Source organism: Streptomyces sp. NPDC012769 (assembly GCF_042901205.1).
Taxonomy (GTDB): Bacteria; Actinomycetota; Actinomycetes; order Streptomycetales; family Streptomycetaceae; genus Streptomyces.
This window is the reverse complement of sequence record NZ_JBIBCP010000008.1, coordinates 59,449-78,458: the sequence shown is the minus strand read 5'-3', so window position 1 is coordinate 78,458 and position 19,010 is coordinate 59,449. Positions and strand designations below refer to the sequence as shown.

The following is a 19,010-nucleotide window of genomic DNA, read 5'->3' as shown; positions in this document are numbered from 1 at the left end:
TCAGGCCTGGGCCCGTGCCTGCGACTGGGCCTGCGACTGCGCCTGGCCGCTGGTGTGCTGCCGGCGCCGGCGGACGGCCCAGAAGGCGCCCGTGCCCACGGCCAGGGTCGCGCCGACGCCGATGACACCGGCGAGGCCGCCGGACAGCCGGGCGTTGTCGACGTCCTTCACTCCGTAGTCGGCGAGCGGCGAGTCGGCGGCGGCGTGGGGCTCGACCTTGGCGTCGATGCCCTTGTCGGCGGCGACCTTCTCCAGGCCGTCGGGGCTCGCGGAGGCGTAGAAGGAGACGAAGCCGGCGAGGACGAGGGCGGTGACGACACCGCCGATCCACAGCTTCTTCGGGGAGCGGGCCGGGGCCGCGTCGGAGGTGGCGGGTGCCGCGTCGACGAGCTCGCCGTCCACGCGCAGCTTCAGCGGGGCGCTCAGGCCGCGGGCGCCGTACACGAGGTCGGGGCGGACGGCGATCACCGCGCCGACGGTGAGCATGGTGATGACGGCCTCGCCGACGCCGATGAGGACGTGGACGCCGACCATCGCGGTGAGGACCTTGGGCAGCGGTACGTCGGTGGTGCCGCCGATCGCGTAGATCAGGGTGAAGGCGGCCGCCGCGGCCGGTACGGACACCAGCGCGGCGACGAAGGAGGCCACGGTCACCGAGCGGCGGGTCCGGGGCAGCAGCAGGACCAGGCCGCGGAAGAGGGCGTAGGCGACGAGGACGGTGACGCCGCCCATGACGGTGATGTTGACGCCGAGCGCGGTGAGGCCGCCGTCGGCGAAGAGGACGCCCTGCATGAGCAGGACGACGGCGATGCACAGCACGCCGGTGTAGGGCCCGACGAGGATCGCCGCGAGCGCACCGCCGAGGAGGTGCCCGCTTGTTCCGGCCGCGACGGGGAAGTTGAGCATCTGTACGGCGAAGACGAAGGCGGCGACGAGGCCGGCGAGCGGCGCGGTCCTCTCGTCGAGCTCGCGTCGGGCTCCGCGCAGGCTGACGGCGACGGCGCCGACGGCGACGACACCGGCAGCGGCCGATATGGGAGCGTTGATGAATCCGTCAGGTACGTGCACGCCCCGAATGATGAGCCCTCCTGCGAATAGTTTGCAAGAGCGCTCAGAGGTCAGGTGTAGGGCACGCCCCCCGAGCGTACGCCCGGAAAGAATGGGACATTAGGGACTAATGGCTAAGTCTGTGAGTGACCCGAGCCTGTGAGTGCCGCTGAGTGTGAGGAGCCGACCGATGCCCCGCGCCGCCGATGACCAAGGAGTCGAGGACCACGCCAAGGGCCGGATCATCAGCGACGCCCCGCTCTACCGGCCGGTGCCGGTGGCCCTCCGCTACGACCCCGGCTTCCAGCCCGCGACCGTACGGTTCGTCTTCCCCGGCGACATCGAGTGGTCCTTCCCCCGCACCCTCCTGGAGACCGGGCTGCGCGCCCCCGCCCGACGCGGGGACATAGGCGTGTGGCCGTGCGGACGGGTCCAGACGGTGGTGGAGTTCCACACGGACGACGGCGTCGCGGTCGTCCAGTTCGACACCACCGCGCTGCTGCGCTTCCTCAAGCACACGTACGCCGTCGGCGCGCCGATGTCGGCACGCTGACGGCGTACGCGCCGCGTCGGTTCCCGTCCCCACAGGTCCGGCGCGGTCCGGGCCCGCCGCCCGCTCAAGCGGCGGCCCGGAGTCTCACGGCCTCGGGCTCTTACGGCCTCGGCCCAGGGCGTACCTGGGCGCGCACGGCCCCGGGCCAGGGCGTACCTGGGCGCGCACGGCCCCGGGCCGGTGCGCGGCCCTCGGCCCGTACGGCACCCAAGGCACCCTTCAGGCCTTGACCAGCTCCTTCTCGGCCGGGGCCGCGGGGGTGGCGGTCGTCAGGGCCTCGCCCTCGACGTCCACGTTGGGCAGCACGCGGCCGAGCCACTTCGGCAGCCACCAGGCCTTGTGGCCGAGGAGCGCCAGCACCGCCGGGACGATCGCCATGCGGACCACGAAGGCGTCGAAGAGGACGGCGACGGCCAGACCGAAGCCGATCATCTTGACCATCTGCTCGCTGGAGCCGATGAAGCCCGCGAAGACCGCGATCATGATCACCGCGGCGGCGGTGACCACCCGTGCGCCGTGCTTGAAGCCGGTGACGATCGCCTCGCCGGGCCGGGCCCCGTGGACGTACGCCTCGCGCATCCGCGTGACGAGGAACACCTCGTAGTCCATCGCCAGGCCGAAGACCACGCCCACCATGAAGATCGGCATCATCGACATGATCGGGCCGGTCTGCTCGACACCGAACAGGCTGCCCAGCCAGCCCCACTGGAAGACCGCGACGACCGCGCCGAGCGCGGCGACCACGGAGAGCAGGAAGCCGAGGGCCGCCTTCAGCGGGACCAGGACCGAGCGGAAGACCACCATCAGGAGCAGGAAGGCGAGTCCGACGACCAGCGCCAGGTAGGGCAGCAGCGCGTCGTTCATCTTCTGCGAGAAGTCGATGTTCATCGCGGTGGCACCGGTGACCAGGACGTCGTCGCCGGTGGCCCCGCGGATGTCGTGGACGAGCTCCTCGGTCTCCACGGACGACGGGCGGTCCTTGGGGACGACCGTGATCATCGCGGTGTCGCCGGCCTCGTTCGGGGTCGGCGGGGTGACGTGCGCCCAGCCCTCCAGACCCTTGATCGTCGACACGGTCCGGTCGGCGGCGGCCTTGTCGCCGTCGACGACCACGAGGAGTGGGCCGTTGAAGCCCGGGCCGAAGCCGTCCGAGAGCAGGTCGTAGGCGCGCCGCTCGCTGGTGGAGACGGGCTTCACGCCGTCGTCGGGCAGGCCCATCTCCAGGGAGGCGGCGGGCACGGCGATCGCGCCGAGGCCGAGGACGCCGACGAGCAGCACCATCAGCGGGCGGCGAAGGACGAAGCGGGCCCAGCGGGTGCCGGCGTTGGGCTTCTCCTCGTCGGCACCGGGCCGGCCCTGCCGGTCCGGGCTCTGGCCCTGGCCCTGGCTCTGACCCCGGCCCGCGTCCGCCTTGCGCTGCTTACGGGCGACGACCTTGTCCCCGGCGAAGCCGAGCAGCGCGGGGATGAGGGAGAGCGCGATGAGGACGGCGATCACGACCGTGCCGGCCGCGGCGAAGCCCATCTTGGTGAGCATCGGGATGTTGACGACGGCCAGGCCGACGAGCGCGATGACCACGGTGAGGCCGGCGAAGACGACGGCGGAGCCGGCGGTGCCGACGGCGCGGCCGGCGGCCTCCTCCTTCTCGCGGCCCTCGGCGAGCTCCGCGCGGTAGCGGGAGACGATGAACAGGGCGTAGTCGATGCCGACCGCGAGGCCGATCATCATCGCGAGGGTGGAGGTGGTGGTGCCGAGGTCGAGGACGCTGGCGAGCGCGGTGATCGTCGAGATGCCGATGCCGACGCCGATGATCGCGGTGAGCAGCGGCAGTCCGGCGGCCACGAGCGAACCGAAGGTGATCACGAGCACGATGCCCGCGACGACCACGCCGATGATCTCGCCCGCGCCTTGCTCCGGCATGCTCTGCAGCGCGTCGCCGCCGATCTCGACCGTCAGGCCCTGGCCCTGGGCGTGGTGCCCGGCCTCCTTGAGCGCGTCACGGGTCGCGTCGGTCAGCTCCATCGCGTTGACCTTGTAGGCCACGGAGACATAGGCGGTCGAACCGTCACGGGAGATGGTCTGCGCCGTGTACGGGTCGGTGACCTGGGCGATCTGGTCCGAGCCGTCCTTCAGCTCGGCGACGGTCTTGTCGACCTTGGCCTTGTTGGCGGGGTCCTTCATGCTCTGGCCGGCCGGGGCCTTGAAGACCACGCGGGCGGTGGCCCCGTCGGCGCTGCCGCCGGGGAAGCGCTGTTCGAGCAGGTCGAAGGCCCGCTGGGCCTCGGTGCCGGGTATGGAGAAGGAGCTGGAGGTCGCGGTGGGCGCGGTGGCGGCGCCGACGCCGGCGAGCGCGAGGAGCGCCACCCAGAGGAGGGCGACGAGCCGTCGGCGCCGGAAGGCGGAGCGGCCGAGCTTGTAGAGGAACGTGGCCACGGGGGCGTACTCCCGGTGTTGAGTGGGACAGGGCATGGGGAGCCGGCCCGACGGCGTGAGCGGTGCGCAGCGTCAGGTGGTGCGGTGGTGCGGGTACGGATGTGGCGGGCGTACCGGCCGGGGAAGCCGGTGCCCGTCGCGGGTCAGGCGCCGAGTGAGGGGAGCACGACGGCGTCGACGTAGGCGTGGAGGAACGCGGTGTCCACCGGCTGGTCCTCGATCAGCGGGCGGGCGATGAACGCTCCGATCAGCATGTGGGGCACGAGCTTCAGCGCCGGGTTGTCGGCGTCGACCTCGCCCCGACGGACGGCTCGGTTCAGCACTTCGTCGAGGCCGGTCATCTCGGGTTCGATGAGCAGTTCGCGGAGCGCCTGGAGCAGTTCGGGGTTGTCGTGGACGGCATGGGTCAGGCCCCGCATCAGCGCGGAGTCCTTCTCCATCTGGCAGTCGTCGGTCCGCTCCAGCATCGCGCGGAAGTCGCCCCGCAGGCTGCCGGTGTCGATCTCGGCGAGCGAGACCGGCTTGTTGTGGCGCAGCGCCTTGGCGACGAGTTCGGGCTTGCTCCCCCACTGGCGGTAGAGGGTGGCCTTGCTGGACCGGGTGCGGGCGGCGACGGCGTCCATGGTGAGGGCGTCGTAGCCGACCTCGCGGAGCAGGTCGAGCACGGCTTCGTACAGCTCGGCCTCCCGTTCGGGGGTGAGCCTGCTGCGGGCCATGCCCTGCCTCCTTCGACGACCGTCGACCTCAACGTACGAAACGGTTTCGTTTCGTACACCATGACGATACCCCCGCACTTAGCGAAACGAAACCGTTTCGTACGTGTCCTGGGACACACGCGGAACCGGCGCCGTCGCCCCCCCGGACGTACGTACGAGTTGCCGCGGCCCCTCAGCGCGGAAAGCATGAGGAGGTGAGTGACGACCTCGCGTATCTGCGCTTCCCGCACCTCCACGACGAGCTGCTGTGCTTCGCGGCCGAGGACGACCTCTGGGTCTCCCCTCTCGCCCCGGAGGGCGAGCGGCCCGGCCGGGCCTGGCGGATCACCGCCGACCGGACCCGGGTCGGTCATCCGCGCTTCTCGCCCGACGGGCGCCACATCGCCTACACGAGCTGGCGCAGCCTCGATCCGGAGATCCACCTCGCCCCCGTCGACGGCGGCCCGTCCCGGCGCCTCACCTACTGGGGGTCCACCGACACCCGGGTCTGCGGCTGGTCGCCGCCCTGCGAGGACGGGCGGTCCGACATCCTCGCCGTCTCCTCCCACGGCCAGCCCTTCTCGTACTTCTCCTGGGCCTACACCGTGCCCACCGACGGCTCCCCCGGCGGCCGGATGCCCTGGGGCCCGGTCCACGACATCGCCGTCGCCGACCTCGACGCACAGCGCCGCACCCTGCTGCTCACCGGCACGCCGCCGCACGAACCGGCCTCCTGGAAGCGCTACCGGGGCGGCGCCATGGGCCGGCTGTGGCTGCACGGCGAACGGCTGCTCCCCGACATCGAGGGCCACCTCGACAGCCCCATGTTCGTCGCCGCGCCCGCCGGCGAGGGCGGGCTCCGGATCGCCTTCCTCTCCGACCACGAGGGCATCGGCAACCTCTACTCCTGCCTGCCCGACGGCACCGACCTGCGCCGCCACACCGACCACGACGAGTTCTACGCCCGCAACGCCTCCAGCGACGGCCGGCGCGTGGTCTACCAGTGCGCGGGCGAGCTGTGGATCGTCGACGAGCTCACCGCCGGCTCCCGGCCCCGCCGCCTGGACGTCCGGCTCGGCGGTCCGCGCACCGGCCGCCGCCCCTACCAGGTGCCCGCGGCCCACCACGTGGACGCCCTCTCCGTCGACGAGACCGGGCGGGCCAGCGCCGTCTCCGTGCGCGGCAGCCTCTACTGGCTCACCCACCGCGACGGCCCCGCCCGCACCATCGCCGACACGCCCGGCGTACGTGTCCGGCTGCCCGAGATGCTGGGCAGCGGTGACCAGGTCGCCTACGTCACCGACGCCGAGGGCGAGGACGCCATCGAGATCGCCCACCTGCCCCGGGCCACCGGCGACCGCGCCCCGCGCCGGCTCGCCTCCGGCCGACTGGGCCGGGTCGAGGAGATGGTCTCCGACCCCGAGGGCGAACGCCTCGCCATCGCCTCCAGCGACGGCCGCCTGCTCCTCATCGACACCGCGGAGGACCTCGCGCAGGAGCTCGCCGAGGAACTCGCGGGGGATGGGGAGACGGGAGAGCCGGGAGAGCTGGGAGAGCTGGGGGCGGCGGATGAGACGCCGGGGTCTGCGGAGGCTCCCGGGACTCTGGGGGCTCCGGAGACGCAAGGGCAGCCTGGGGAAGCCAGGGTGCCAGGGGCGGCTGGGACGCCGGAGGTGCCCGGGCAGACCGGGGCCGAGGTGCCCGGGCAGACCGGGGCCGAGGCTTCCGGTCAGCCCGAGGCGCCGGGGCAGGCCGGGGCCGAGGGTTCCGGTCAGCCCGAGGCGCCGGGGCAGGCCGGGCCTAAGGCCTCCGGTCAGCCCGAGGCGCCCGAGGTGCCAGGACAGGCCGGGCCTGAGGCCTCCCGTCAGCCCGAGGCGCCCGAGGTGCCACGGCAGGCCGGGGGCGCCGCGCCGGTCGTGGAGGCCGGGGCGGGCGGGGTGACGGAGCTGATCCGTTCGCTCAACGGGCCCGTCCGCGACCTCGCCTTCTCCCCCGACGGGGCCTGGCTGACCTGGTCCCACCCGGGCATCGGCCGCTCCCTGCGCTCCATCAAGATGGCCCGCATCTCCGGCCCCGGCGCCCCCACCATCATCGACGTCACCAACGGCCGCTTCGAGGACGAGAGTCCGGTCTTCACCCGCGACGGCCGCTATCTCGCCTTCCTCTCCTGGCGCGGCTTCGACCCGGTGTACGACGTGCACACCGGCGACCTGTCCTTCCCGCTGGGCTGTCGCCCCTACCTCGTCCCGCTGTCCTCCGCGACCCCCTCCCCCTTCGCTCTCCTTCCCGACGGACGGCCCGCCGCCGGCGGCATGGATCCCGTCGACGACGAGGCGGGCGCCGGCGACGGCACCGTGACCGTCGAGATCGAGGGCCTTCCCGAGCGGGTCACCCCCTTCCCCGTGACCGCCTCCAAGTACTCCTCCCTGCACCCGGTCGCCGGCGGCGGCCTCGTCTGGCTGCGCTGGCCGATCTCGGGCGCGCTGGGCGAGACCTTCGCCAACCCCTCCGACCCCTCGCCCCGGCCCACGCTGGAGCACTACAACATCACCAAGGCCCGCAAGACCGAACTCGTCGACCACCTCGACTGGTTCGCCGTCAGCGGCGACGGCTCCCGGCTCGTCGTCGTCGACGAGGGCGAGCTGCGGGCCGTCCCCGCCAACGAGTCCGGCGACGGCGACTCGACCGTCTACCTGGACCTGCGGCGCATCGTGCACGAGGTCGACCCGGCCGCCGAGTGGCGGCAGGCCTTCGACGAGGCGGGCCGGATCGTCCACGCGTACTTCTGGGAACCGGACATGGGCGGGGTCGACTGGGCGGCCGTCCTCGACCAGTACCGTCCCCTGGTGGAACGGGTCGCCTCGCCCGACGAGTTCGCCGACCTGCTGCGGGAGGTCATGGGCGAACTGGGCACCTCCCACGCGTACGTCACCCCCGCCCGCCGCAACGAGGGGCCGCCGCACTACCAGCGCCCCCAGGGCCTGCTCGGCGCCAACCTCGTGCCCCGCGAGGGCCGCTGGGTGGTCAAGCGGATCCTGCCCGGCGACTCCTCCGACTCCAAGGCACGCTCGCCGCTCGCCGGCACCGGCATCCGCGAGGGCGCCGTCCTCACCCATGTCGACGGCAGGCCCGTCGATCCCGTCGCCGGCCCCTATCCCCTCCTCGCCGGCACCGGCGGCACCACGGTCGAACTCACCTTCACCCCCGCCGAGGGCGAGGGCCGCGCCCGCCGCGTCGCCGTCGTGCCCCTCGTCGACGAACGGCCGCTGCGCTACCAGGACTGGGTGACCAAGCGCCGCGCCGTCGTGCGCGAGGTCAGCCAGGGCCGCTGCGGCTACCTCCACATCCCCGACATGGGCGGCTCCGGCTGGGCCCAGTTCAACCGCGACCTGCGCATGGAGGTCTCCCGGCCGGCCCTCATCGTGGACGTCCGGGGCAACGCCGGCGGCCACATCAGCGAGCTGGTCATAGAGAAGCTCACCCGCAAGATCCTCGGCTGGGACCTCACCCGCAACGCCCAGCCCGTCAGCTACACCTCCAACGCTCCGCGCGGCCCCGTCGTCGCCCTCGCCGACGAGGCCACCTCCTCCGACGGCGACATGATCACCGCCGCCTTCAAACTGCTCCGTCTCGGGCCCGTCGTCGGCCAGCGCACCTGGGGCGGGGTCGTCGGCATGACGGGCCGCCACCGGCTGGGCGACGGCACCCAGATCACGGTCCCGATGAACGCGGCCTGGTTCCCCGAATACGGCTGGTCCATCGAGAACCACGGCGTGGCACCGGACCTCGCGATCCTGCGCACCCCGCTGGACTGGGCCGAGGGACGGCACGCCCAGCTCGACGACGCCGTCCACGTGGCCCTCGCCCTCCTGGAGGAGAACCCGCCCGCGAGCCCTCCCGGCTACGAGGCGGTGCCGGACCGCTCCCGGCCGAAACTGCCGCCGAGGTCCAACTCGTAGGCCGTGCCCGGCTGGTCGCCGTCCAGCGTCACGCTCCCGACCGCGCCGAAGCCGATCCGGGCCAGCACGGCCCGGGACGGGGCGTTGTCGAGCGCCGCGAAGGCGGTCAGCCGGCGCAGCCCGTACTCCTCGACGGCTCGCCGGCACACCTCCCGTACGCCCTCGGTCGCGAGCCCGCGCCCGGTGGCCTTCTGGGCGAGCCGGTAGCCGAGCTCTGCGGTTCCGGCGCCGGTGTCGACGTCGAGCAGGTTGACCCGGCCGAGTATCTCCCCGTCCTCCCCGACCAAGACGTGGAAATGGATCTCCCCCGCCTCCTGTGCCGCTATCAGGTCGCGGTGGCGCACGTCGAAATCGGAGAAGTAGTCGTCTCCGCGGTCGGGTACGAAGGCGGCGAAGTAGGCCCGGTTCTCCCGCTCGAAGGCGAGCAGGGCGGGCGCGTGATCGGATCGCAGTCGCTCGATGACGAGCTCGGTTACGGCCATGGGGATCACGGTACGTAACTTCCCGGTTCCGTGCGGCCGGTTATCCACAGGTCGCCGGCCCGACCCTTGCCCTCGGCACCCCCGGGCATGCGAAAGGCGCACCCGGCGTCCCGGGTGCGCCTTCCTCACAGAACAGGCGTCAGCCGTCAGGCCTGGAAGTCCTGGTCCCGGCGGTCCTGGTCCTCTCGCTGGGCCCGGTCGCGCCTCTCCTGGAGACGGTCCTTGGCCTGCGAGGCGCGCTCCGAGGCTTCGTCCTTGGCGCTCCGCGCCTTGTTCTTGGCCTGCTGCGCCTTGTCCTGCATCTCGTCCTTGATGCCCATGAAGATTCACTCCTAGAAGGCTGTGAGGGGAACGGGGCGTTGCTCGCCCCTGGGCCTCCCTCAGACTGACATGTCAGGACACTCTGCGCATTTCGATCACATACGGACAGTCACCGGGAGGCTGAGCGCTCCTGCTCGTCGGCCGCGCCGCCCGCGCCCACCAGCCCCTTGGAGACGGACGCGAGGCGCGGCTCGAAGCGCCTCATCTCGCGCCGGCCGACGGTGGCGATGATCCCGGGCAGATAGCCGCGGCTCGTCTGCATCCCGCGCAGCCACCACTGGGCGTACACATGGGCCGAACGCCGCTCGATCCCCGCGACGATCCGGTCGACGGCCGGCCCGAGCGGGTACGTGCGGTTCGACGGCCACGGAAGCCGGGAGCGCAGCTCGCGCATCACGTCGTCCTGGTCGGCGCCCCGCACCATGTCGGTGTCGGTCCAGGAGAGATAGCCGACGCCCACCCTCACGCCCTTGTGGGCGACCTCGGCGCGCAGGCTGTGCGCGAAGGCCTCCACACCGGACTTGGAGGCGCAGTACGCCGTCATCATCGGCGCCGGGGTCATCGCGGCCAGCGAGGCGATCTGCAGGAAGTAGCCGCGGGACTCCATGAGGACGGGCAGGAACGCCCGGGCCGTCACGGCGCCGCCGATCAGGTTGACCTCGATGACCCGCCGCCAGGCGACCGGGTCGGAGTCCACGAACGGGCCGCCGGCCGCGACGCCGGCGTTGGCGACCACGATGTCGACCTTGCCGAACCGCTCCTTCACCTCGGCCGCGACCCTGGCCATCGCCTCGTGGTCGGTGACATCGGCGTGCCACCAGTCGGCCTCGGTGTGCAGCCGGCCGGCGACCTCCTTGAGGAGGTCCGGCTCCAGGCCGACGAGCGCGATCCGCGCGCCGCGCGCGGAGAGTTTGCGGGCGAGGAGTTCTCCGACACCACGGGCTCCTCCGGTGACGACCGCCACCTGCCCTTCCAGGCTGACCCTGCTCATGCCCCTGCCTCCTCCTTCTCCTCGGAGTGCTTCTTCTCGGCGTTCGCCCTGGCCTTGGCGGTCTCCTTGGCCTTGGCGGTCTCCTTGGCGCCCAGGTAGGTGAGCGTCAGTTCGCGGATCTGCGCCGTGACGGCCTCCGGGGCCTCCACCGGCGTCATGTGGCCCATTCCGGCCAGCTCGACCAGGCCCGTGCAGTGCGGCAGCGCGGCCGCCATCGCCCGGGAGTGCCGGGGCGGCGTCAGCCGGTCGCCGGTGCCCACGAGCACCGCCACGGGCATCCGCAACTCCCGTACGTCGGCCTCCACGTCGAGCCCGGCGAGGACCCGCGACCAGCCGTGGCGGGCCGCGCGGGGGCAGGCGTGCACGATCCGGGCACAGGCGTCGACCCGGTCGGGCGCCGAAGCCGGCCCCATCGTCGCGTACTTGAGGATCCTCTTCGAGATCGGCGTGACCGGCCCCAGCGGCGCCTTCGACCCCAGGATCGAGCGGGTCAGCCGGCTCCGCACCCGGCCGGGCCGCAGCGGTACGACGAGAGCCTCGGCCGTCAGCCGCGAGGGCCCGGTCGAGCAGAGCAGCGCCGCGGCGGCGTGCTGCCGGACGACCGGCCGCCGGGCGGCGGCCATGATCGTCATGCCGCCCATGGAGTGGCCGGCGAGCACGGCTCGCTCGCCCGGACCGAGGGTGGCCGCGAGAACGGCCTCCAGGTCGTCGGCGAGCGCCTCCGTGGAGTATCCGGTCAGCCGGTCCGCCGGCTCGGGCGAACCGCCGTGGCCGCGCTGGTCGTAGGCGATGACCCGGTGGTCGACGGCGAGGGCCCGTGTCTGCGCGTCCCAGAAGCGCGTGGAGCAGGTCCAGCCGTGGACCAGGACGACGGCGGGCGCGCCCTCGGGGCCGTACACCTCGACGTGGAGCGACGAACCGTCGGCGGAGGTGACCGTCAACTCGCGTGCGATCACTGGACCGCCTCCTTCTTGCGGGAGGTACGGCGGGCCGGCTCGGCCTCGTGCGCACCCGGCTCCGCGGGGGCGCGCAGCACCTCGTACTCGGAGAGGTCGACGGTCCGCGTCTCGCGCCGGAACTCGGACGTGGTGCCCGGCCACAACGTGGTGTTGCGGCCGTTGGCGTCGAGGTACCAGCTCTCGCAGCCGCCCGCCTTCCACACGGTCCGCTCCATCCGGGACTGCACCCGGCGGTTCCAGGTGCCGACGGCGGAGGGCCGGGCGGCGAGGGCCGCGCGACCACCGAGGACGTCGAGCTGGCGCAGGTAGTCGGCCATGTAGTTCAGCTGGGACTCGATCATCAGGATCATCGAGGAGTTCCCGAGACCGGTGTTGGGTCCGATGATCGTCATCCAGTTGGGGAAGCCGGCGGCGGTCGCGCCGCGCAGCGCCTCCATGCCGCCCTTCCAGTGCTCGGCGAGGGAGCGGCCGTCGGCACCGATGACGCGCGGGGCGATCGGCATGTCCGTGACGTGGAAACCGGTGCCGAAGACGATCGCGTCGACCTCGGTCTCGGTCCCGTCGGCGGCGACCACGACGTTCCCGCGGACCTCCTTCAGACCGGAGGCGATCACATCGACGTTGGGCTGGGCGAGCGCCGGATAGTACGTGTTGGAGAGCAGGATCCGCTTGCAGCCGAGGCGGTACGAGGGGGTCAGCCTGGCCCGCAGCCCCGGGTCCTTGATCGACCGGGCGATGTTGGCCTTGGCGAGCCGCTCGACCAGGCCGAGCTCGTTCGGCCGCTTGGTGAAGGCGCTCACCTGGAGCTCCCGGATGCCCCACAGGATGCCGCGGCGGGCGGTCGCCGTGAACGGCAGCTGCCGGTGCAGCCAGCGCTCGGGGCCGCTGATGGCGCGGTCGACACGGGGCATGACCCACGGCGGCGTGCGCTGGAGGAGGGTGAGCTTTCCGACCTTCGGCTGGATCGCCGGGACGATCTGGATGGCGGACGCGCCGGTGCCGACCATGGCGACGCGCTTGCCGGTGAGGTCGTAGTCGTGGTCCCAGCGGGCGGAGTGGAAGACCTTGCCGGGGAAGTCGGCGAGCCCCGGGATGTCGGGGATCTTCGGGTCGGAGAGCGGCCCGGTGGCGGAGACGACGACGTCGGCGGAGAAGGAGCCGCCGCTCGTCTCGATCTCCCAGCGGAGCTCGCCCTCGTTCCAGGCCATCTTCGTGACCTCGTGGTTCAGCCGCAGGTGCGGCCGGATCCCGAAGGTGTCGGTGACGTGCTCCAGATAGGCGCGGATGTGCCGCTGGCCGGAGAAGGTGCGCGGCCAGTCCGGGTTGGGCGCGAAGGAGAAGGAGTAGAGGTGGGAGGGGACGTCACAGGCGCAGCCGGGGTAGCTGTTGTCCCGCCAGGTGCCGCCCACGGAGTCGGCCCGCTCCAGGACGACGAAGTCGGTGATCCCTTCGCGGCGCAGCCGGACGGCGGCTCCGAGTCCGCCGAATCCCGATCCGATCACCGCCACCCGTACGTGCTCGTGCTTCGCCATGCCGCCTCCCGTGCGCCCGGCCAAGATTACGCCAGCAATCACTGGCACAATCGGGACTGTAGAGCAGCGGCATACCGAGCGGTAGGGGTAAGCCAGGGAAAGTTACCGGCGGTACAACATAGGCTGGCGAGCGTGGCTGAACGATCAGGGGAACAGGCGGAGGCAGCGGGAACGGCCGGCACGGACGCCGGTGCGGCAGGGCGGGAGGCCGGCGACGTGCCGGCGGGCACCGGGGCGGAGGCCGGGGGCGCCCCGCGCGAGTACCGCATGGCCGACCTGGCCGCCGCGGCCGGCATCACCGTCCGCACGCTGCGCTTCTACCGCGAGCGCGGCCTGATCCCACCGCCCCGCCGCGAGGGCCGCATCGCCTGGTACGACGACCGCCACCTGGCCCGCCTGCGCACCATCGCCGCCCTGCTCGAACGCGGCCACACCCTCAACGGCATCGTCGACCTCACCACCGCCTTCGAGTCCGGCCGGAACGTCGGCGAGGTCCTCGAACTCGGCACCCCCACCGAGGAGGAACCGGTCCGCCTCGCCCCCGAGGAGCTCGCCGACCACTTCGCCGGCGAGGTCACCCCCGAGAACCTCGCCGCCGCCCTCGACCTCGGCTACCTCGCCACCGACGGCGAGGACATCGTCCACGTCAGCCGCCGCCTCCTCGACGTCTCCTCCGCCCTCGTCCGCGAGGGCGTCCCGCTCGCCGCCGTCCTGGAGGCGGGCGGCCGGGTCCGCGAACACGCGGAGGCGCTCGCGGAGCTGTTCACCGAACTCCTCGGCAAGTACGCCGACGCGAAGGACGTCCAGCGGCTGCGCCCGCTGGCCAAGAGCGTGGTGGAGGCGGAGCTGTCCCTCGCCCTGGACCGGCGGCTCCGCGAGATCTCCTGACCGTCGGGCCCACGGAGTCGCGGACCTCCCGGCCTCTCCGGCGCTACAGCCCGGGCGCGAGCTGGTAGACGGCGGTGACGGGCGCATGGTCGCTCCAGCGCTCGGCGTGGGTGGCCGCCCGCTCGACGTACGCCTTGAGGGCCCTGGCGGCGAGGCCGGGCGTGGCGATCTGGTAGTCGATGCGCCAGCCGCTGTCGTTGTCGAAGGCGCGGCCGCGGTAGGACCACCAGGAGTAGGGGCCGTCCTGGTCGGGGTGGAGGGCGCGGACGACGTCCACGTATCCGCCGTCGCCCTCGGCGAGGACGCGGCCCAGCCACGCCCGCTCCTCGGGGAGGAAGCCGGCGTTCTTCTGGTTGGCCTTCCAGTTCTTGAGGTCGGCCTCGCGGTGGGCGATGTTCCAGTCGCCGCAGACGACGACCTCGCGGCCGTCGGCGGCGGCGCGCTCCTTGAGCTCCTTCAGGTACGGCAGGAAGGCGTCCATGAAGCGGATCTTCTCGTCCTGCCGCTCGGTGCCGACCTCGCCCGAGGGCAGGTAGAGGCTGGCGACGGTGACGCCGGGCAGGTCCGCCTCGATGTACCGGCCGGTGCCGTCGAACTCCGTCGAGCCGAAGCCGATCCGTACGGCGTCGGGCTCGCGCCGCGTGTAGAGCGAGACGCCGGCGCGGCCCTTGGCGGCGGCGGGCGCGTGGGCGGTGAACCAGCCCTCGGGGGCACGGACGGCGTCCGGCAGCTGCGCCTCCTCGGCACGTACCTCCTGGAGGCAGACCACATCGGCGGAGGTCTCTGCCAGCCACTCGACGAAGCCCTTCTTGGCGGCGGCTCGGAGACCATTGACATTCACGGACGTCACAGTGAGCATCCCGGGAGAATACCGACACGGGCAATCGCACAGTTGTACGATGCTTGGTATGGATATTCGCCCCATGCCCTTCGATCACCCCGACGCGGTCAAGCTCAACGACGCCGTCCAGCTCGAATACGCCGAGCGCTACGGGGACGAGGACGGCGACGGTGAGGGCGATCTCACACCCCTGGACGCCTCGATGTTCGTCCCGCCGCGGGGCCTCTACCTCATGGCGTACGACCCCCTGGGCCGCCCGGTGGCCACGGGCGGCTGGCGCACCCAGGACGCCAACCCCGAGGGCTACTCGGACGGCGACGCCGAGCTGAAGCGCATGTACGTGGTCCCCGAGGCCCGCGGCCTGGGCCTGGCCCGCCGCATCCTGGCCGTCCTGGAGGCCGACGCCCGGGCCGCGGGCCGGGTCCGCATGGTCCTGGAGACGGGCACGGCGCAGCCGGAGGCGATCGCGCTGTACACCTCCTGCGGCTACGAGCTCTGCACGAAGTTCGGCTACTACCGCGAGTACAAGAACAGCCGCTGCTTCGCGAAGGCCCTCTGAGCGACATCGCGGGGGCCTCGGCGGGGCGCATCCGGGCGTCCCCGGGCGCCTCTCCGCCGAATGCCCCATGACACTCTCCCCGTGACGCGCTCCTGACAAATCCGTCCCGCTCTGGCACGCTGCCTCACGCACGTCGATCCGCACCGTTCTCGTTCCCCCACCTGCCCCAGGCAGAAGGAGACCTGCGTGAGACGCCATCGCATCGCCACAGCCGTCCTGTTGTCCGTCGGCGCCCTGTTCGCCGGCGCACTGACGACCACGGGGACGGCCCAGGCGGCCGGCCCGGCCGGCCACTCGTTCACCGCCGCCGACCAGCGCCGGGCCGCGACCTTCTGGACCCCCGACCGGATGCGGTCGGCCACCCCGCTCGACCTGACGGCCGACCCCCGCGCCCTGCGTCAGGTCGCCCGCTCGGCCACCCCGACGACGATCGCCCCGACGACCACGTCGTCGACGGCCGCCGCGTCCCCCTCGGCCGTGTCCCCCACCGCGTTCCCGCAGGCGGGCGGCGCGTGGACGGGCGGCGGCGCGGTGGTGAAGACCTCCGGCCGCGTCTTCTTCACCTTCCAGGGCCGCACCGCCTCCTGCTCCGGCAACGCGGTCACCAGCCAGAACGCCAGCACGGTCATCACCGCCGGCCACTGCGTGAAGTACCAGGGCTCCTGGCACACCAACTGGGTCTTCGTCCCCGCGTACGCCAACGGCAGCGCCCCGTACGGCCAGTGGACGGCGACGAAGACGCTCACCACGCCGCAGTGGGAGGCGAGCGAGGACATCAACTACGACGTCGCCGCGGCCGTCGTCGCCCCGCTCGACGGCCGGACCCTCACCTCGGTCACCGGCGCCCAGGGGATCCAGTTCAACGGCGGCTACAACAAGGCGATGTACGCCTTCGGCTTCCCGGCGGCCTCCCCCTACGACGGCTCGAAGCTCGTCTACTGCTCGGGGAACTCCTCCAAGGACTTCCTCTTCTCCCAGGACCACGGCCTCGCCTGCAACATGACCGGCGGCTCCAGCGGCGGCCCCTGGTTCACCTCCTTCAGCGAGGCGACGGGCACGGGCCTCCAGGTCTCGGTGAACAGCTTCGGCTACACCTTCCTCCCGAACCGCATGTTCGGCCCGTACTTCGGCAACGACGCCCAGAACCTCTACAACAAGGCCCAGGCGTCCTGACGACCTGACCACTGACGGCCTGGCGTCCTGACCGGTCGTCGCCTTCGCAATGCAGCCGCGCTCCGGAGCACTCGCCGCCGGGGCGCGGCTTTCGTCAGTCGACGCCGCTGAGATAGACCCTGCTGGTACGTTCATCGACCCGAGCGACCGCGACCTTCATCCAGTTGAGGTCACCGTCGCACGGCGCGCACACCTGGCCCTCGCGGACCTTCGCCAACAGATCGGGCTCCGGCACCCCCAGGTGGGAGAACGGCGTCGACGGGTTCGTGTTGCGGGCCAGTGGCCGTTCCCTCAGGGTGAGCGGCGCCTCCGGCTTCAGCTGCGCGATGAACGGGTCCACTTCGCCTGTGGGGAGGACGAACGCCAAGATGAGGCCGTCGTCCTGGAGGCCCTCCCAGTGTGCCGCCTTCACCTCGACCGCCGTCGAGGGGACCCGCACCCGCAACGTCTCGGCGACCGACTCCACGGTTGCCCCGTCCGCCCAGTGCGCCACCTGCTCCACCGAGCGGCCCGCCCCAGGAGCCCCGTTCCCCGCCGCCCCCGAGCACCCGGCCACCAGCCCGATGAGCGCGGCCACTCCACCGACCAGCGCCGGACGCCAGCCGTTCTGTTTCTTCCCCTTCACCGGGCGTCCCCATTACGCCCGATGTCGGTTCGCGTTCCGTCCCGCCCAGGCTCCTTCGGACCGGGCCAGGCACCGCCCGAACTCATATCGTGCTGCTGCACCGAGCTACTTCCCCTCATGTCGAATTCCCGGGCCAGTCCCGTGGTGTGCATTCGGGCCATGTCGGCGTCGGTCACCGTGGTCGGACCGATGGGCGTGACCTTCCCCGGGTCCCAGTTGTACCGGTCCCAGACATTGACCTGATAGTCGATGCTGACCTGCGGCTTGCCGTCCGTGCCCGGCACCACCGTCACGACACCCGTCGTATTCGTCATGGCGCTGCCCACGGCCAAATACCAGTTGGCGGTTCCGTCCGGGCCCTTGTCGTGCGTGTACCCCTCGCCCGCAGTCTCCACGGGAATCGCGACGGGTTGGCCACCTGACCGGGCGAACGCGTCCAGTGCCTGGCGCGTCCATTCCTCCTCATGTCTGGCGAGCGTCACCGATGAGGCGTCACGCAGGACCGCATCGTCCTCGTCGCTCAGCATCCTGTCGACATCCAGGTCAATGCTCTTTCCTGTTCCGTTCAGGTAGTGATCCATATGCCAGGCGGCATCCGTCTTGCCGATGAAGTCACCGCTGTTGGAGATGCCGTTGGCCTGGAACTCCTTCCAGTAGTCCCCGAACCCGGGTGAAGCGACGTCGTACGGTCCTGCTCCGTCATCAGCGGCCACGCGCTTGACCGAGGGGGTCAACAGACCGGCCGCCAACAAGTCGTCCTTGTGCTTCGTCCAGAGCTCCGCCCTCGCCTCGGGGCTCAGGGAATGCCACAGCCGTCGCAGCTCTGCGCGCTGCTTGTCGTCGGCGCCTTCTCCCAGACCGGCCAGGTTCTGAGCGCGAGGCAGCATGTCCTCGTCGAGCGAGGTGTACGACGCGTGGCCGGCATTGGTCGGATCACCGCCATGGCTCGCGCGCAGTGCCCGTACCGCGGCTGCGTCCACTTCAGCGGCGTGGCTCACGATCCCGGTCAGCGTGTCGGCGTACCACTGCATCATGTCGCGTTCCCTCTGCCCGGGCCCGTCCACCTCGCAGATGAGAGCATCCGCGATCAGCACGGTCCCGTCCTTGCGTCCGGTGATGCTGAAGCCCTTCTCCTTCGCCTCAGCGCTCACCTTCCTGGCCTGCTGTTGGATGCTCTTCAGCTCGGCGTGCGCGTCGGCGAGAACGCTGAAGATGCTGAGCGCCTCTTTGTGGAGGTCCTCGAACTCCTTCACCGTCTTACCGACGAAGTCCCGGGTCACGCCCGCGTTCACACCCTCCCAACGCGCCTTGTCCGCCTTTCCCTTCATGGCGTCGCGGGCCTCGCTGCCGAGCCGCTGCATCTTTTCGGCCACACTCTTCCAGTCAGCTACCGCCGACTCGAGTTTGCCGAGGTCGACCTCCATGAGCTCCGTGTAGTTCACACCCCCTCCTCCCTACTTGAAGTACTCGTTGAGACGGGAAACGGACACGGCCGAGCCGTCCCGGTTCCTCAGGGACGCGGCGATCGCGGCGTCATTCTCCGCGTGTGCCTTCTTCGAGTAATCCAAGTGGTTGGAAATGTGCGCGCAGGCCTGAAGGACGCTCTTGACCTGTGCGGTCCACACAGACACCGTCGTCGCCAGCTCACCGCCAAGGGTGAAGCCGCTCCCCTTCAAAGCCGTTGCCGCCTGCATGGTGGAGCCGACACCTTCCTTGTCGGCGCCGGCGCCGACGATGTCGGACTCCTTCTGTAACTGGCTGTGCAGGAGGAAAGCCTCATGGCCGACAGCGCCGAGGTCGTCCTGGTTCACGACGAGGTTGGCCCCCTCCTCACCTCCTGGCGGCCCCGACAGCTGGTTGAGTCGCATCAAGGATTGCCGTCGGGCGGCCACGTTCTCTTTCGCCTTCTGCCATTCGTCCCATGCCATCCCGCCATTGCACCACTTCTCCAT

General features: G+C 71.5%; 17 protein-coding genes. 5 read left to right on the top strand and 12 right to left on the bottom strand.

Features of this window, described 5'->3' with window-relative positions:
* Positions 1-1,068, bottom strand: a complete 1,068-nt coding sequence (locus ACFY7C_RS33735; protein WP_389658366.1) for an energy-coupling factor ABC transporter permease — start codon at positions 1,066-1,068, stop codon at positions 1-3.
* Positions 1,069-1,237: 169 nt separating this feature from the next.
* On the opposite strand from ACFY7C_RS33735, the gene ACFY7C_RS33730 reads away from it, so the two are divergent.
* Entirely contained in the window at positions 1,238-1,600 is a 363-nt protein-coding gene (locus ACFY7C_RS33730; RefSeq protein ID WP_389658363.1) for an SsgA family sporulation/cell division regulator, read from the top strand.
* Between the two features lie 219 nt (positions 1,601-1,819).
* Here the strand turns inward: ACFY7C_RS33730 and ACFY7C_RS33725 are convergent, their stop codons facing one another.
* Both ACFY7C_RS33725 and ACFY7C_RS33720 read right to left on the bottom strand, forming a co-directional pair.
* Positions 1,820-4,033 (bottom strand): MMPL family transporter, encoded by a 2,214-nt coding sequence (locus ACFY7C_RS33725; protein WP_389658360.1) that lies wholly within the window; start codon positions 4,031-4,033, stop codon positions 1,820-1,822.
* Positions 4,034-4,176: 143 nt separating this feature from the next.
* Positions 4,177-4,749, bottom strand: coding sequence for a TetR/AcrR family transcriptional regulator (locus ACFY7C_RS33720; protein ID WP_389658357.1), 573 nt, complete (start codon positions 4,747-4,749; stop codon positions 4,177-4,179).
* A gap of 194 nt (positions 4,750-4,943) precedes the next feature.
* Between ACFY7C_RS33720 and ACFY7C_RS33715 the strand changes: the two genes are divergently transcribed.
* A complete protein-coding gene (locus ACFY7C_RS33715) occupies positions 4,944-8,687 on the top strand; it encodes a S41 family peptidase (protein ID WP_389658354.1) in 3,744 nt (1,247 codons plus the stop codon).
* Here the strand turns inward: ACFY7C_RS33715 and ACFY7C_RS33710 are convergent.
* From ACFY7C_RS33710 to ACFY7C_RS33690, 5 genes are all read right to left on the bottom strand, one after another.
* Positions 8,630-9,169, bottom strand: coding sequence for a GNAT family N-acetyltransferase (locus tag ACFY7C_RS33710; RefSeq protein ID WP_389658351.1), 540 nt, complete (start codon positions 9,167-9,169; stop codon positions 8,630-8,632). The genes ACFY7C_RS33715 and ACFY7C_RS33710 overlap by 58 nt on opposite strands.
* 146 nt (positions 9,170-9,315) lie before the next feature.
* Positions 9,316-9,489 (bottom strand): hypothetical protein, encoded by a 174-nt coding sequence (locus ACFY7C_RS33705; protein ID WP_389658348.1) that lies wholly within the window; start codon positions 9,487-9,489, stop codon positions 9,316-9,318.
* A 110-nt stretch (positions 9,490-9,599) separates the two neighbouring features.
* A complete protein-coding gene (locus ACFY7C_RS33700) occupies positions 9,600-10,481 on the bottom strand; it encodes an SDR family oxidoreductase (RefSeq protein WP_389658345.1) in 882 nt (293 codons plus the stop codon).
* Positions 10,478-11,437 carry an alpha/beta fold hydrolase gene (locus ACFY7C_RS33695; protein ID WP_389658342.1) on the bottom strand — a complete coding sequence of 320 codons (960 nt, stop codon included), beginning with the start codon at positions 11,435-11,437 and terminating at the stop codon, positions 10,478-10,480. The genes ACFY7C_RS33700 and ACFY7C_RS33695 overlap by 4 nt, the downstream gene beginning before the upstream one ends.
* The gene (locus ACFY7C_RS33690; RefSeq protein ID WP_389658339.1) at positions 11,434-12,972 is read right to left on the bottom strand and encodes a flavin-containing monooxygenase; all 1,539 of its coding nucleotides are present in this window, start codon (positions 12,970-12,972) and stop codon (positions 11,434-11,436) included. The genes ACFY7C_RS33695 and ACFY7C_RS33690 overlap by 4 nt, the downstream gene beginning before the upstream one ends.
* 267 nt (positions 12,973-13,239) lie before the next feature.
* On the opposite strand from ACFY7C_RS33690, the gene ACFY7C_RS33685 reads away from it, so the two are divergent.
* Positions 13,240-13,860 (top strand): MerR family transcriptional regulator, encoded by a 621-nt coding sequence (locus ACFY7C_RS33685; protein WP_389658795.1) that lies wholly within the window; start codon positions 13,240-13,242, stop codon positions 13,858-13,860.
* 43 nt (positions 13,861-13,903) lie between these two features.
* On the opposite strand, the gene ACFY7C_RS33680 is transcribed toward ACFY7C_RS33685, so the two are convergent.
* The gene (locus tag ACFY7C_RS33680; protein WP_389658335.1) at positions 13,904-14,719 is read right to left on the bottom strand and encodes an exodeoxyribonuclease III; all 816 of its coding nucleotides are present in this window, start codon (positions 14,717-14,719) and stop codon (positions 13,904-13,906) included.
* A 49-nt stretch (positions 14,720-14,768) separates the two neighbouring features.
* Here ACFY7C_RS33680 and ACFY7C_RS33675 point away from each other — a divergent pair, with 49 nt between their 5' ends.
* Positions 14,769-15,260, top strand: coding sequence for a GNAT family N-acetyltransferase (locus ACFY7C_RS33675; protein WP_389658332.1), 492 nt, complete (start codon positions 14,769-14,771; stop codon positions 15,258-15,260).
* Positions 15,261-15,446: 186 nt separating this feature from the next.
* Positions 15,447-16,433 carry a trypsin-like serine peptidase gene (locus ACFY7C_RS33670; protein WP_389658329.1) on the top strand — a complete coding sequence of 329 codons (987 nt, stop codon included), beginning with the start codon at positions 15,447-15,449 and terminating at the stop codon, positions 16,431-16,433.
* Positions 16,434-16,527: 94 nt separating this feature from the next.
* Here ACFY7C_RS33670 and ACFY7C_RS33665 read toward each other — a convergent pair whose 3' ends face one another.
* The 3 genes from ACFY7C_RS33665 to ACFY7C_RS33655 are packed head-to-tail and all read right to left on the bottom strand — an operon-like array spanning position 16,528 to position 18,986.
* Positions 16,528-17,058 (bottom strand): hypothetical protein, encoded by a 531-nt coding sequence (locus tag ACFY7C_RS33665; RefSeq protein WP_389658326.1) that lies wholly within the window; start codon positions 17,056-17,058, stop codon positions 16,528-16,530.
* Positions 17,055-18,500: a hypothetical protein gene (locus ACFY7C_RS33660; protein WP_389658323.1), complete on the bottom strand. Its 1,446-nt coding sequence runs from the start codon at positions 18,498-18,500 to the stop codon at positions 17,055-17,057. Before ACFY7C_RS33660 ends, ACFY7C_RS33665 begins: the two co-directional genes overlap by 4 nt.
* A 12-nt stretch (positions 18,501-18,512) precedes the next feature.
* A complete protein-coding gene (locus ACFY7C_RS33655) occupies positions 18,513-18,986 on the bottom strand; it encodes a hypothetical protein (protein ID WP_389658320.1) in 474 nt (157 codons plus the stop codon).
* Positions 18,987-19,010 lie beyond the last annotated feature (24 nt).